This is a genomic window from Comamonas aquatica NBRC 14918 (assembly GCF_000739875.1).
Lineage (GTDB): Bacteria > Pseudomonadota > Gammaproteobacteria > Burkholderiales > Burkholderiaceae_C > Comamonas > Comamonas aquatica.
Genome location: NZ_BBJR01000021.1, coordinates 12010 through 25081, shown reverse-complemented (window position 1 = coordinate 25081; position 13072 = coordinate 12010). Strand labels below are relative to the sequence as shown.

Here is a 13072-nt window from a genome sequence, read left to right as displayed (position 1 = left end):
ACAGGTCAAACATCAATGATCGCGGTCTGCCCGGAGGCGCTGACGGCGATCAGGCGGCTGGCATACACCTCGATAAAGGCATAACCAGGGTGCAGAGCCAGGCTGCGGGCACGTTCCAGCAGCGCGGGCAGGGACTCGTGGGTTTTGTAGTGCTGGATGATCTGGCCGCTGCAATCCAGGGTGTGGACTTCAAAGGGCGCACCCAGGTAGCAGCGTGCGACGATGCCGTGGGGCAGGGCGTCAACGGACACGTCGGGCAGTTCCTGGCGGATGGCGTCGATCAGGGCTTGGGTGGCGGCCGGACTGTGCACATGGCCGCCGGCATCCAGGCGGGTGATGGCTTGGATATAGGCCGAGGAGCGTTTGAGCCGCAGGCGTGCCTGCAAGGCTGCGCCGCTGAGGGGGGCGGTCACCCGGGGAGAGGTTGCCAGGGTGGCAGTGGACGGCTGTGCGCCCAGAAGGTATCGGACCATGCGAGTTACTAACCGCCGCCGGCGGGGGCGCGGGGGGGATGACCAGTCATAAAACTGGCGCATGGGCACTGTCACTTGGAGCCCACGGGCCACCTAATAGTGAGCGAGTGTAACTGCTTTGCGTGGGGCCACGACGGGCCGCGCGCGGGCGCCTGTGAGGTCAGGGTGCCGGCGCGTCCAGCGCGGCCTCGATGGCCTCGACCAGTGTGGCCGGGGTGTCTCGGGGTGCGAAGCGGGCCTGCACCTGGCCATCGCGGCCGATCAGGAACTTGGTGAAGTTCCATTTGATGGACTGTGTGCCCAGGATGCCCGGGGCCTGCGCCTTGAGCCACTGGAACAGCGGGTGGGCCTGCGGTCCGTTCACGTCCACCTTGGCCATCATGGGAAAGTCCACGCCGTAGTTGCGTTGGCAGAAGCCGACAATCTCGCTGTTGCTGCCCTTGTCCTGCTGGCCGAACTGGTTGCAGGGAAAGCCCAGGACCACCAGGCCCTGGCCGGCGTAGCGCTGGTGCAGCTGCTGCAGCCCGGCGAACTGCGGGGTGAAGCCGCAGGCGCTGGCGGTGTTGACCACCAGCACCACCTGGCCTGCGTAAGCGGACAGGGGCTGGGGGTGGCCGTCGATGCGGGTGGCGGAGAAGTCGGACAGCTGGGGCATGCGGGCCTCGGGGTGCAAGCGGGGACTGTGGTTGTAGCACAGCGCCTGCGGCCGTGGCCCCGCCTCAGTGCGGGCGCCGGTGCTGCAGCACGGCCAGCAGGGCGCCGCCCACGATCAGGGCCCCGCCCAGCAGCATGCGCGGCGTGAGTTCGGTGGCGCCCAGCAGCCAGGCCGAGATGCTGGCGAACAGCACCTCCGACAGCATGATCAGCGAGGTGGTGCTGGTCGGGATGCGCGAGGCGCCGTATTGCAGCGCCCACGAGCCGATGGCCACCAGCACGGCCATGCCCACGGCGCAGGCGATCCAGCCCGGCGCCGGCGCGGGGATGCCGGGGAACTGGCCGCCCAGGTAGCCGGCCGTGGCGGTCGCCAGCCCCATGCCCATGCAGCCCAGGAACATGGCCAGCACCCGCGCCATGCTGGGCGTGTGAAAGCAGCGGCGCAGGATCACATTCGTCATCGCAAAGCACAGGCCGCCGAAGATGGCCAGGTACTCGGGCAGGCCCAGGCCTGCGGTCAGGCTGCGCCAGGTGGCGCCCGGCGGCACGATGACCAGGGCCATGCCGCTGAAGGCCAGCACCAGGCGCAGCAGGCTTTGGGGCGTGGGGCGTTCGCCCAGGAAGCGCCAGGCCAGCAGCACCGTCCAGGCGGGCATCAGGTAGAACAGCAGGATCACGCGCACCACGTCGCCGGTCGAGGCCGCGGTGTTGAACGACACATTCGTCAGCCCCGAGGACAGGGCCAGCAGCCACAGCACCGGGTGGCGCAGAAACTGCGCCAGGCTGCCGCGCAGGCACAGGATGGTGCCCAGGGCCAGCACGCTGTAGATCATGCCCGTGGCCCAGGGCGCGGCCAGGCCGGCGGCGCGCATGGTCTGGAACGGCCACCAGGCCAGGCCCCAGACCATGGCGTTGAACAACAGGGCGAGGTAGGGCCAGAAATGCATGTCAAAAATGGTTCCGGCGCAGGTGTTACCTGCGCCGGGTGCTATGAAGAATGAAGGAGAGGGGCCGTGGGGCGCTCAGTGGTGGTGATCGTAGCGGGCAATGCTCAGCAGGCGCCGCACCTCACCGCCGTGCTTGCGGCAATTGTGGCGGTACCAGCGGCCGATCAGCCACATGGTGAAGGCCACGATCACGCCGAAGCCGGTGATGGCGCCGTAGGCCGACAGGCCCCACAGGGTGCTCAGGGCGTACAGGGCGCCCAGGCCCAGGATGCAGGCCTGTTCGTTGAAATTCTGCACGGCGATGGAGCGGCCCGCGCCCATCAGGTTGTGGCCCCGGTGCTGCAGCAGCGCGTTCATCGGTACGACCAGGAAGCCGCCCAGCCCGCCCAGCACGATCAGAAAGGGCACGGCCACCCACAGGTTGCTGATGAAGTTCATGCAGATCACCAGCAGGCCCATGGCAATGCCCATGGGGATCACGCGCGTGGCGTGCTGCAGGCGCATGCGCATCGAGGCCATCACCGCACCCACGGCCGTGCCGATGGCCACCACGCCCACCAGGGCCGAGGCCTGGGTGGTGCCATAGCCCAGGGCCACGGCGGCCCAGGCCAGCACGATGTAGCGCAGATTGCCGGACACGCCCCAGAACAGGGTGGTGGTGGACAGGGAGATCTGGCCCAGCTTGTCGCGCCACAGGCGACGGTTGCAGTCGCGGAAGTCGGGCAGCAGGGCCAGGGTATTGCCGACCAGGCCCTGGGTCGGGTCCTGGCGCAGCGGCACCAGGGGCGCCGTGGTGCGCGGGATGCGCAGGTTGAAGGCCGCCGCCAGGGCGTAGACGAAGACCAGCACGCCGATTGCCGCTTCGGCGGCGTTGTCCACGCCGGGCAGGTTCAGCGCCAGCAGGTGGCCGGAGATGACCGGGCCGACCAGCTGGCCGCCCAGCAGCACGCCCAGGATGATGGAGGTGATGGTCAGACCCTCGATCCAGCCGTTGGCCTTGACCAGTTGGGACGGGGGCAACAGCTCGGTCAGGATGCCGTACTTGGCGGGCGAATAGGCCGCGGCCCCCAGACCCACCACGGCATAGGCCAGCAGTGGGTGGTGGCCAAACAGCATCAGCAGGCAGCCCACCACCTTGATGGCATTGCTGATGAACATGACCCGACCCTTGGGCAGCGCATCGGCAAAGGCGCCGACAAAGGGCGCCAGCACCACGTAGAACAGGGCGAACATGGGGACCAGGGCGGCACTCTGCCATTCGGGCGCACCGCCGGTGCGTAGCAGCTCCACGGCTGTGACGAACAGGGCGTTGTCGGCCAGCGAGCTGAAAAACTGCGCTGACATGATGGTGTAGAAACCGCGCTTCATGAAATGCTGTGCGCACGCGCGGCCACGGGGGCCAGTGCACGAAAAAGGGTTGTCCCAGTGGCAAACGACTGGCGGTTATATCACGCAGCCCTTAGCCATCAGTGCCAGAATGCCTGTCGTTTGCCCTCAGGAAACTTTTCGCCATGCCGCGCCCCATTCTCGCCACCATCCACCCCCAAGCCCTGCGCCACAACCTGGAACAGGTGCGCCGCGCCGCGCCGGACGCCCAGCTGCTGTGCGTGGCCAAGGCGAATGCCTATGGCCATGGGGTGGAGCATGCCTTCCAGGGCCTGCGTGCGGCCGATGGCTTTGCCGTGCTGGAGATCGCCGAGGCCCAGCGCCTGCGTGCCCTGGACTGGCGCGGCCCGATCCTGCTGCTGGAGGGCGTGTTCGAGCCGCGCGATCTGGAGCTGTGCTCGCGCCTGGGCCTGTGGCACACGGTGCACTGCGATGCCCAGATCGACTGGCTGGCCGCGCACAAGACCCAGGTGCCGCACCGCGTGTTCCTGAAGATGAACAGCGGCATGAACCGCCTGGGCTTCACGCCCGAGCGCTTTCGCAGCGCCTGGGCGCGCCTCAACGCGCTGCCGCAGGTGGAGGAGATCTCCTTCATCACCCACTTCAGCGACGCCGACGGCCCGCGCGGCACGGCGCACCAGTTGCAGGTGTTCGAGCAGACCACGCACGACCTGCCCGGCGAGCGCAGCCTGAGCAACAGCGCCGCGGCCCTGCTGCAGGGCACGCGCGAGGCCGTGCGCGGCGACTGGGTGCGCCCCGGCATCGTGCTGTACGGCAGCTCGCCCGACTACCCCACGCACACGGCGGACCACTGGGGCCTGCAGCCGGCCATGAGCCTGACCAGCCAGATCATCGGCACGCAGCAGCTGCATGCCGGCGACACCGTGGGCTATGGCTCCACCTTCACGGCCGAGGGCGACCTGCGCCTGGGCGTGGTCGCCTGCGGCTATGCCGACGGCTATCCGCGCCTGTGCGGCACCGGCACGCCGGTGCTGGTCAATGGCGTGCGCACCCGCCTGCTGGGCCGCGTCAGCATGGACATGGTCTGTGTGGACCTGACGCCCGTGCCCGACGCGCAGCTGGGCAGCGAGGTGGTGCTGTGGGGGCGCTCGCTGCGCCACGGCAGCGTGCTGTCGATCGACGAAGTGGCCGCCGCCGCGGGCACCGTGGGCTACGAGCTGATGTGCGCCGTGGCCGCGCGCGTGCCCGTGGTCAGCGACGAGGACGCGCTGCGGCCCTGAGCGGGGTGCGGTCCAGGCGGCACGCCATCCGTCCTCACACGCCACTCCCCAAAGGAGAGCGCCTGGCGCTTGCCCAATCATTGTTTGCAGGACTTTGGTTGCTGAAAGTCGCAGAGCACTTGCGCAATCCGCTCTCTTTTTAGAAATTGGCGCCCGCCAGCGTGCGCAGACACGGCCGTACCCGGCGGCGCCCGCCCCTGCCGCCGCTCCATCGGTGCGACCCGTCGGGGTACCCGTTGCCAGCCCAGCGCTACTGGGTGCCGCCGATATAGTGCGGGCATGGCCAAAGACAAAACCATTTACACCTGCAACGCCTGCGGCGGCACCACGCCGCGCTGGTTGGGCAAATGCCCGAACTGCGGCGCCTGGAACAGCCTGATCGAAAGCGTGCCCGAGGCCGCCTCGGGCGGCAAGAACCGCCTCAGCGCCCCCCAGGGCTATGCCGGCCTGGCCAATGCCCAGCCCGTGACGCCGCTGGCCGCCATCGAGGCCCAGGACGTGGCGCGCACGCCCAGCGGCATCGAGGAGCTGGACCGCGTGCTGGGTGGCGGCGTGGTGGAGGGCGGGGTGGTGCTGATCGGCGGCGACCCCGGCATCGGCAAGTCCACCCTGCTGCTGCAGGCCATGGACGCACTGCAGCGCGCCGGCCTGCCCACGCTGTATGTGACCGGCGAGGAAAGCGGCGCCCAGGTGGCGCTGCGCTCGCGGCGGCTGGGCATCGACGGCAGCCAGGTGAACCTGCTGGCCGAGATCCAGCTGGAAAAAATCCTGGCCACGGTGGAGGCCACGCAGCCCGCCGTGGTGGTCATCGACTCCATCCAGACCATGTATTCCGACCAGCTGACCAGCGCCCCCGGCTCGGTGGCCCAGGTGCGCGAGTGTGCGGCCCACCTGACGCGCATGGCCAAGGGCACGGGCATCACGGTGATCCTGGTCGGCCACGTCACCAAGGAAGGCGCGCTGGCCGGTCCACGCGTGCTGGAGCACATGGTCGACACGGTGTTGTACTTCGAGGGCGACACCCACAGCCCGCACCGCCTGGTGCGCGCCATCAAGAACCGTTTTGGTGCAGTCAACGAGATCGGCGTCTTCGCCATGACCGAAAAAGGGCTGAAGGGCGTGAGCAACCCCAGCGCCATCTTCCTGAGCCAGCACACCGAGCCCGTGCCCGGCAGCTGCGTGATGGTGACGCTGGAAGGCACGCGCCCGCTGCTGGTGGAAATCCAGGCCCTGGTCGATGGCGGCGGCCCGGCGCCGCGGCGCCTGTCGGTGGGCCTGGACAAGGACCGGCTGGCCATGCTGCTGGCGGTGCTCAACCGCCATGCCGGCGTGGCCTGTGCCGACCAGGACGTGTTCGTCAACGCCGTGGGTGGGGTGCGCATTGGCGAGCCAGCGGCCGACCTGGCGGTGATGCTGTCCATCACCAGCAGCCTGCGCGGCAAGGCGCTGCCCAAGGGCTTTATCGCCTTTGGCGAAGTCGGCCTGGCCGGCGAGGTGCGGCCCGCGCCGCGCGGCCAGGACCGGCTCAAGGAAGCCGCCAAGCTGGGCTTCACCGTGGCCGTGGTGCCCAAGGCGAATGCGCCCAAGAAGCCCATCCCCGGCCTGACCCTGCACGCCGTGGAGCGCGTGGACGAGGCCATGAACATCGTGCGCGCCATGGGCTGACGCCAGCGCGCCGGCAGGGCGTAAAACCCCATACGCACTGCCCGCACGCAGGGCCTGCGCGCTCCATAAGACAATAACGCCCATGAATATGCGCAATGTTGTGATTCCCCTGGGCCTGGCGGTCCTGCTGTACCTGGCCTATGACGCGCTGGGCTGGATGGGCGTGGCCGCCGTGGGCGGCGGCATCGTGATGTGGCTGCTGCTGCATTTCACGCGGCTGATGACGGTGATGCGCCGGGCCTCCGAGCGGCCCATGGGCTATGTCGGCAGCGCCGTGATGCTGAACGCCAAGCTCAAGCCCAAGGTGAACCTGATGCACGTGGTGGCCATGACCCGTTCGCTGGGGCAGCGCCTGTCCGAAGAGGGGCAAGACCCGGAAATCTACCGTTGGACCGACGGCACGGACTCCCATGTGACCTGTGAGTTCGTGCACGGTCGCCTGGTGCAGTGGACCCTGGTGCGTCCCAGCCCCGCCGAGGCGGGGCAGGCCGACAAGCAACCAGACGGCGCCCAAGGCCTTTAAAATCCCGGCCGAAGGGGTCCGACCCCACCGATTTTGACGTTCAAGCCGCTGGCACGCACCAGCGGCGCCACCTGCGAGAGAGACACCCACCATGAGTACTACTGCCGTCGTCGAACTGGCTGCCAAGGACCTGAACCAGCAAGGCGGTGTTTACTGCCCCAGCCCCAAGGCCGACATGAAGCTGTGGAACAGCCACCCCAAGGTGTACATCGATGTGGCGCACGACGGCCAAGGCAAGTGCCCGTACTGCGGCACGGTCTACAAGCTCAAGGCCGGCGAAGTGTTTGCCGGTGGCCACTAAGCTTTTTCAATGACCGCTGCTACGCACCCCGTGACAGATTTTCAGGACAGCGCTCTCAGGGAGCGCTGTCCTGCTTTGGCGCACATCACGGCGGTGATCGTGACCTTCAACAGCGCCCACTGTGCCGAGGCCCTGGGGGCCCAGCTGCGCGGCTGGCCGCATGTCACCATCGTCGACAACGGCAGCGCCGACGGCACGCCCGAGTGCATGCGCGCCGTGCTGCCGCAGGCGCAGATCATCGCCCTGCCGCAGAACATGGGGTTTGGCGTGGCCAACAACCGCGGGTTCCAGGCGGCGACCACGCCCTACTGCCTGATGATCAATCCCGATTGCGCTTTGCAGTCGGACGATGCCCAGGCCCTGTTCGACACGGCGCAGCAATGGCCGGATGCCGCCATCGTCGTGCCGCAGTTGGTGGGCAGTGACGGCCGGCTGCAGGTCAACTACGGCTGGGTGCGTGACTGGTGGTCGTCCAAGGGACCGGCGGCCGAAGGCGTGACCTGTGTCGGCAATGCCTGTGGTGCGGCCATGCTGCTGCGCATGGACCAGGCCCCGGCCGAAGGCTGGTTCGACGAGCGCTTCTTCCTCTACTACGAGGATGAGGACATGTGCCTGCGCCTGTTGCATGCCGGCAAGCCGGTGATCGTGCAGCCCGCCGTGCGTGTGGCGCACTCAAACCGCGGCTCGGTGCGTGGCCCGCGTCCGCTGCGCGTGGAGTATGGTCGTGGCTACCACCATGCCCGCTCCAAGGTGCTGTTCACGGCCAAGCACCAGGGGCCCCAAGCGGCGGCGGCGCACCGCCTGCAATCGCTGACCGGCGCGCTCGCGCTGCTGGCGCTGCGCATTGTGGCCCCTTCGCCCAAGCATGTCTCGCGCCTGTGGGGGCGCATCCGCGGCCTGTGGGGCGCGCCCACCCGTTACTGACAAAAATTTCACATGGCAACTTTGACCATTGGCATCCTCACCATGAACGAGGAGCGTCGCATTGCGGCGTGCATTGACAGCGCGGCATTTGCCGACCAGATCATTGTGGTCGACAGCGGCAGCAGCGACGCGACGGTGGAGATCGCCACGGCGAAGGGCGTGGAGGTTTACAGCTATCCCGATTGGCAGGGCTTTGCGGTGCAGCGCAACCGCATCCTGCAGCATGCCACCGGGGACTGGATTTTCTTTCTCGATGCCGACGAGGTGGTCACGCCGGCCTTGGCGCAGGAAATGCGTGCCATCGTCGATGCGAATGTGGCGTGTGTGTGGGAGGTGGCCTGGGAGCAGATCGCCTATGGCCAGTCGCTGGGCCGCATGCGCAGTTCGGGCGGGATCCCGCGCCTGTTCCCGCGGGCGCAGATCCTGCAATTCGAAGGCGTGGTGCACGAAGGCGCGAAGCTGAAAGACCCGGCGCTGCCGGTGCGCCTGCTGAAACAGCGCCTGCCGCATTACTCGCGCGAGACGATTTACGGCAGTCTGCAGAAACTGGCCCAGTATGTGCAGTTGGGCGCCTACAAACGCATGCAGGCCGGCAAACGCGGGGGCGTGCTGCGTGGCATAGGTTCAGCGATCGCCAATTTCATTCGCCTGTATTTCTTCCACCGAGGATTTTTGTGTGGGCGTGCGGGGTTTTTGCACAGTTTCTTTGTCGCCCTGGAGTGCTTTTTCCGATATGTTGCGCTCGAGATTGATCGAGATTTTCTGGAGCAAGCCAAAAAACGTGGCTAAGTGAATCCAAGTATGTCGATCAATAATTTGAGTTTTTTGCAAAACAGTGCAGTTTTTTTATTTTTTGCATTGTGCCTGTCTTTGCCGGGCGGATATTCGGTCGGCGCTTTGGTCGCTGTACTGGCGGCCGTGTGTGGTATTCCCACATGGCGTAAAAAAACACTAGATGCCGATGCCAAGTTGTTTCTGTTTTTTTTCTTGGCCGTGGGGGTGCTATGGAGCCACTCTTTTGATGGATGGTGGACCTGGAGCAGCAACAACGATGCTGGGCTGCGGTATGGTTTGGGAGCGTTGTGTTTGGTCGCCAGCAGCGCAATCTTTGTCAACACCAAGTTTCTTCGTTGGGGGCTGATCGTCGGCGCCCTAGGGGCTGCCGTGTTGGCGATTTTTCAGCATCAAACTGTGGGTCGTGCTGAGGGCTTTACGAATGCGATTCGTTTTGGTGATATCGCCCTTTCGATTGCGTTTGCTTGTGCCTGTTTCGCGACGTTGAGAAATCAGCCAACTTGGGAGCGCTTGCTGTTGGTGGTCGGTGCGATGGCCGCGTGTCTGGCTTCGCTGCTCTCCTTGTCCCGTGGGGGGTGGTTGGTGCTGGCAGTTTTTCCTATGCTATGGATCTTGTTCGTAGAAAAAATCCAGACAAGAATCAAGTTGGGGCTGTGCTTGATGGTGGGTGTGGTGCTGATGTGTTGGGCGGCATTGCAAGTGCCCAGCATAGAGATCCGAGTCCAGGCGGGGGTCAAGGAGGTGCAGAGCTATGTTGAAAAAGGTGGAGAGCAGGCACAAACTTCTGTGGGGGCTCGCCTTGAGCATTGGCGATTGTCTTGGCAGCTGGGGCTGGATAAACCCCTGATGGGTTGGGGCGACAAAGGCGTCAAAGAAGGCAAGCGCGCCTATGTGGAGCGCGGGGAAGCGCACCCGTATATGCTGGAAATGGCGCATTCGCACAATGAATTTTTAGAAATGTGGTCACGTCGCGGCGCGTTGGGTGTGCTGATGCTGTTGGGGATTTATGCGGTGCCAGCATTTATTTTCTATCCCACACGACAGCGGTTGGCCAAGGTGGCATTGCAGGATAGACCGCACTATCTGGCTTTACGGATTGCCGGTTTGTCCGTGCCCGTATGCTATGTGATCTATGGATTGACGGAGACTTTTTTTGATCTCAGCATCGGCCATATGTTTTACATATTCTCCATGGTGTTTTTCTTCTCTGCCATGAAATCTTTGGAGATGAACGTCAAAAATGCCTAAGCCTCAAGATTTTTCAGATATTACGCTGTGCCTCACCATGGGAGGACGTCCAGATTTGCTGGAGCAGTCTTTGAGAAGCATTCAGGAGAAATGGCAGTTTGCGCAGGTGGTGGCCATCAATGATTTTGCAGATCCACGCTGTGACCATGTTTTCAAGTCCATCTATCCGAATGGTGTCCTGCTGTCTGACGGCATCAAACGCGGGCACCATGGCGCGATTGATAAACTGTATGCTGGCATCCAGACGCCCTATGTTTTTCACACCGAAGATGACTGGATTTTTTCTGATGAAATTTCATTTGAGAAAATCAAGAAATTCTTGGATGCCAATAAAAAAGTGACGTCTTATTGCTTGAGAAATCCCGCCGATTTTTTGCAAGAGACAGAACGAAATAAAATAAACGCAGAGTCTGCACAAGACGTTAATTACTACAATCTAGGCCACGTGCATCCAGAATGGTATGGCTACAGCTTTAATCCCCATTTGATCAAGATAGAGAAAATAAGAAATATTGGCGATTTTGTTCGATTCAAGAAAGAACGCCATGTTTCTGAGCATATGAAGAAGCATGGGCACTTTGTGGCGTATGCGACGCAAAGCCTGTGTACGCACATTGGCGAAGGCGTGAGCATGGCCAACCCCAACGCCAATAAAAAGAAATCCAAGATCCGTGTTTGGCTGCGCCAGCAGATCAATCGGATCAAGGCCTTGGTGTCAAAGGCTTAGGTCGTAACCCACCGTGACCGGCGCGTGGTCTGAGAACTTCTCGCCCTTGTAGATCGACTCGGCGCGGGCCAGGGCGGCCAGGGCCGGGGTGGCCAGGTGGTAGTCCAGCCGCCACCCCACGTTGTTGACATAGGCCTGGCCCCGGTTGCTCCACCATGTGTAGCAGGTGTCCGTGGTATCGGGTTGCAGGCAGCGGTAGACGTCCTTGATGCCGCCGGTGTCGGTCTCGGCCAGCAGCATATCCATCCAGGCGCGCTCTTCGGGCGTGAAGCCGCTGTTCTTCTGGTTGCTGCGCCAGTTCTTCAGGTCTTCCTTGCGGTGGGCAATGTTGATGTCCCCGCACAGCACGAATTCCCGCTCGCCCTTCAGGCGCATCAGGTGGGCGTGCATCTTGGCCAGAAAGCGGAACTTGGCGGCCTGGCGGTCTTCGCCGGACGAACCGCTGGGAAAGTAGCTGCTGATGATGGACAGCTTGCGCGCAGGGGTGTCGAAACGCGCTTCCACGTAGCGTCCTTCGGCATCGAACTCTTCGGGGTCAAAGCCGACGATCACATCGCTGGGCTCGTGGCGGCTGTAGATGCCGACGCCGGAATAGCCCTTCTTCTGCGCAAAATGGAACACCCCGGGCATGCCTGCCAGGGTGTCGAACTTGCCCTCGATATCCACAGCTTGGGCCTTGACCTCTTGCACGCAAATACAATCCGGGCCGGTCGCCGCGATCCAGTCCTCCACACCTTTGGACGCGGCAGAGCGGATGCCGTTGAGGTTGAGGCTGGTCAATTTGAAAAGGGAAGAATCCATGTCTATCAGTGGCGCGCAGCAGGAACAGAACGATCAACTGGCGCAAGCATTTGTGCAGTTTGCGGTGGATGCAGGGGTCCTGCGGTTTGGTGAATTCAAGACCAAGGCAGGGCGCATGAGCCCGTATTTCTTCAATGCCGGCTTGTTTGACGACGGTGCCAAGATGGCACGTCTCGCCGAATTCTATGCAAAAGCCATTGTGGCCAGCGGCATGGAATTCGATATGGTCTTTGGTCCCGCCTACAAGGGCATCCCCCTTGCGGCCACCGTGGCGGTCGAGCTGGCGCGCCTGGGCAAGAACGTGCCGTTTGCCTACAACCGCAAGGAAGCCAAGGACCATGGCGAAGGTGGCACCCTGGTCGGTGCCCCGCTGCGCGGCCGCGTGCTCATCATCGACGATGTGATGAGCGCGGGCACGGCCGCCCGCGAATCGATCGCCTTGATCCAGGCTGCAGGCGCCACGCCACACGCCGTGGCCATTGCGCTGGACCGCCAGGAAAAAGCCACCGAGAATGGCAAAGATGTGGACCACAGTGCCGTGCAATACGTGCGCAACCAGCTGGGCCTGCAAGTCTGCGCGATTGCCACGCTGTCGGACCTGCTGTCCTTCCTGGGGGCCCGGGGGGGCGAGGGTGACATGGCACAGCACCACGAACGGGTGCTCGCCTACCGCCAGCGCTATGGAGTGAACGACTGATACACCTTCATCACCGCATGCGGCTTGCTCGATACATTGGATGCCTGATTTTCTGGAACCTTGGATTGACGGCCGCGGCGATGGCGCAAAAAGCGCCAAGCTCCAGCGTCTACACCTGCACGGACGCTTCGGGGCAGCACCTGACCTCGGACCGCCCCATCCCACAGTGCCAGGACCGTGAACAGCGCGTGCTGGGCCCCAGCGGCATGGAGCGCTCACGGCTCGGCCCGGCGCTGACCGAGACCGAGATGGCGGAGCGTCAGGAGCAGCGCCGCCAGGCTGCCTTGCTACAGCAACGTGAAAAAGAGCAGCGCCGCCGCGATGCGGCCCTGTTGGCGCGCTACCCAGACCGCCGCAGCCATGATGCGGCGCGACGCGACAGCCTGCAGACCATTGAGGAGCAGCAGGCCATGGTGCAGCAGCGCCTGGGCTTGCTGGGCCGCGAGCAGGTGCAGTTGCAGCAGGAGCTGGAGTTCTACGCCAAGGACCCCGGCAAGGCGCCGGCCCGCCTGCGCACCAGCATGCAGGAGGTCGATCAGGAAATGCAGGAGCAGCGCCTGTTGCTGCAGGGCCACCAGGACGATGTCCGGCGCATGCACAACCGCTTTGATGCCGAGCTGCAACGCCTGCAGCCGCTGTGGAACCCGCAGGCGGGCACGCCGCCGCGCCCATAAAAAAGGCATGCCGCGC

General features: G+C 64.2%; 15 protein-coding genes. 10 read left to right on the top strand and 5 right to left on the bottom strand.

The features are described from left to right. Nucleotides 1-5: 5 nt before the first annotated feature. The 4 genes from CA2_RS01465 to lplT form a co-directional block, all read right to left on the bottom strand. Nucleotides 6-473 (bottom strand): hypothetical protein, encoded by a 468-nt coding sequence (locus tag CA2_RS01465; protein WP_052369786.1) that lies wholly within the window; start codon nucleotides 471-473, stop codon nucleotides 6-8. 160 nt (nucleotides 474-633) lie between these two features. After that, nucleotides 634-1128 (bottom strand): glutathione peroxidase, encoded by a 495-nt coding sequence (locus CA2_RS01460; RefSeq protein WP_042411894.1) that lies wholly within the window; start codon nucleotides 1126-1128, stop codon nucleotides 634-636. A gap of 64 nt (nucleotides 1129-1192) precedes the next feature. Continuing rightward, a complete protein-coding gene (locus tag CA2_RS01455) occupies nucleotides 1193-2074 on the bottom strand; it encodes a DMT family transporter (RefSeq protein WP_042411892.1) in 882 nt (293 codons plus the stop codon). 75 nt (nucleotides 2075-2149) lie between these two features. Next, complete coding sequence (gene lplT, locus CA2_RS01450; RefSeq protein ID WP_042411890.1) at nucleotides 2150-3442, bottom strand: lysophospholipid transporter LplT; 1293 nt, start codon at nucleotides 3440-3442, stop codon at nucleotides 2150-2152. A 143-nt stretch (nucleotides 3443-3585) separates the two neighbouring features. On the opposite strand from lplT, the gene alr reads away from it, so the two are divergent. The 8 genes from alr to CA2_RS17855 all read left to right on the top strand — a co-directional run bounded on the left by alr (nucleotide 3586) and on the right by CA2_RS17855 (nucleotide 10884). Next, nucleotides 3586-4701, top strand: a complete 1116-nt coding sequence (alr, locus tag CA2_RS01445; protein ID WP_042411888.1) for an alanine racemase — start codon at nucleotides 3586-3588, stop codon at nucleotides 4699-4701. A gap of 279 nt (nucleotides 4702-4980) precedes the next feature. Continuing rightward, nucleotides 4981-6366, top strand: coding sequence for a DNA repair protein RadA (gene radA, locus CA2_RS01440; protein ID WP_042411887.1), 1386 nt, complete (start codon nucleotides 4981-4983; stop codon nucleotides 6364-6366). Between the two features lie 82 nt (nucleotides 6367-6448). After that, on the top strand, nucleotides 6449-6889 hold the full coding sequence (locus tag CA2_RS01435; RefSeq protein WP_042411885.1) for a hypothetical protein: 441 nt from the start codon (nucleotides 6449-6451) through the stop codon (nucleotides 6887-6889). 91 nt (nucleotides 6890-6980) lie between these two features. Then, entirely contained in the window at nucleotides 6981-7190 is a 210-nt protein-coding gene (locus CA2_RS01430) for a zinc-finger domain-containing protein (protein WP_042411883.1), read from the top strand. Nucleotides 7191-7265: 75 nt separating this feature from the next. Further along, a complete protein-coding gene (locus CA2_RS01425) occupies nucleotides 7266-8114 on the top strand; it encodes a glycosyltransferase family 2 protein (protein WP_245620856.1) in 849 nt (282 codons plus the stop codon). 12 nt (nucleotides 8115-8126) lie between these two features. Continuing rightward, nucleotides 8127-8903 (top strand): glycosyltransferase family 2 protein, encoded by a 777-nt coding sequence (locus CA2_RS01420; protein ID WP_042411881.1) that lies wholly within the window; start codon nucleotides 8127-8129, stop codon nucleotides 8901-8903. Between the two features lie 12 nt (nucleotides 8904-8915). Next, on the top strand, nucleotides 8916-10157 hold the full coding sequence (locus CA2_RS01415) for an O-antigen ligase family protein (protein ID WP_081888820.1): 1242 nt from the start codon (nucleotides 8916-8918) through the stop codon (nucleotides 10155-10157). Further along, on the top strand, nucleotides 10150-10884 hold the full coding sequence (locus CA2_RS17855; protein ID WP_156105931.1) for a hypothetical protein: 735 nt from the start codon (nucleotides 10150-10152) through the stop codon (nucleotides 10882-10884). The genes CA2_RS01415 and CA2_RS17855 overlap by 8 nt, the downstream gene beginning before the upstream one ends. Here CA2_RS17855 and CA2_RS01405 read toward each other — a convergent pair. Further along, a complete protein-coding gene (locus tag CA2_RS01405; RefSeq protein ID WP_042411878.1) occupies nucleotides 10873-11685 on the bottom strand; it encodes an exodeoxyribonuclease III in 813 nt (270 codons plus the stop codon). The two genes, CA2_RS17855 and CA2_RS01405, sit on opposite strands and share 12 nt — an antisense overlap. Here CA2_RS01405 and pyrE point away from each other — a divergent pair. Both pyrE and CA2_RS01395 read left to right on the top strand, forming a co-directional pair. Then, nucleotides 11684-12382: an orotate phosphoribosyltransferase gene (pyrE, locus tag CA2_RS01400; RefSeq protein ID WP_042411876.1), complete on the top strand. Its 699-nt coding sequence runs from the start codon at nucleotides 11684-11686 to the stop codon at nucleotides 12380-12382. The genes CA2_RS01405 and pyrE overlap by 2 nt on opposite strands. 65 nt (nucleotides 12383-12447) lie before the next feature. Beyond that, complete coding sequence (locus CA2_RS01395; protein WP_156105930.1) at nucleotides 12448-13056, top strand: DUF4124 domain-containing protein; 609 nt, start codon at nucleotides 12448-12450, stop codon at nucleotides 13054-13056. Nucleotides 13057-13072: the final 16 nt, after the last annotated feature.

What these genes read in the sequence shown, in the direction of transcription:
- radA (WP_042411887.1), top strand. Translation starts at nt 4,981, where the DNA reads ATGGCCAAAGACAAAACCATTTACACCTGCAACGCCTGCGGCGGCACC.
- CA2_RS01465 (WP_052369786.1), bottom strand. Translation starts at nt 473, where the DNA reads ATGGTCCGATACCTTCTGGGCGCACAGCCGTCCACTGCCACCCTGGCA.
- CA2_RS01455 (WP_042411892.1), bottom strand. Translation starts at nt 2,074, where the DNA reads ATGCATTTCTGGCCCTACCTCGCCCTGTTGTTCAACGCCATGGTCTGG.
- alr (WP_042411888.1), top strand. Translation starts at nt 3,586, where the DNA reads ATGCCGCGCCCCATTCTCGCCACCATCCACCCCCAAGCCCTGCGCCAC.
- CA2_RS01435 (WP_042411885.1), top strand. Translation starts at nt 6,449, where the DNA reads ATGAATATGCGCAATGTTGTGATTCCCCTGGGCCTGGCGGTCCTGCTG.
- CA2_RS01420 (WP_042411881.1), top strand. Translation starts at nt 8,127, where the DNA reads ATGGCAACTTTGACCATTGGCATCCTCACCATGAACGAGGAGCGTCGC.
- lplT (WP_042411890.1), bottom strand. Translation starts at nt 3,442, where the DNA reads ATGAAGCGCGGTTTCTACACCATCATGTCAGCGCAGTTTTTCAGCTCG.
- CA2_RS01460 (WP_042411894.1), bottom strand. Translation starts at nt 1,128, where the DNA reads ATGCCCCAGCTGTCCGACTTCTCCGCCACCCGCATCGACGGCCACCCC.
- CA2_RS01415 (WP_081888820.1), top strand. Translation starts at nt 8,916, where the DNA reads ATGTCGATCAATAATTTGAGTTTTTTGCAAAACAGTGCAGTTTTTTTA.
- CA2_RS17855 (WP_156105931.1), top strand. Translation starts at nt 10,150, where the DNA reads ATGCCTAAGCCTCAAGATTTTTCAGATATTACGCTGTGCCTCACCATG.
- CA2_RS01430 (WP_042411883.1), top strand. Translation starts at nt 6,981, where the DNA reads ATGAGTACTACTGCCGTCGTCGAACTGGCTGCCAAGGACCTGAACCAG.
- pyrE (WP_042411876.1), top strand. Translation starts at nt 11,684, where the DNA reads ATGTCTATCAGTGGCGCGCAGCAGGAACAGAACGATCAACTGGCGCAA.
- CA2_RS01405 (WP_042411878.1), bottom strand. Translation starts at nt 11,685, where the DNA reads ATGGATTCTTCCCTTTTCAAATTGACCAGCCTCAACCTCAACGGCATC.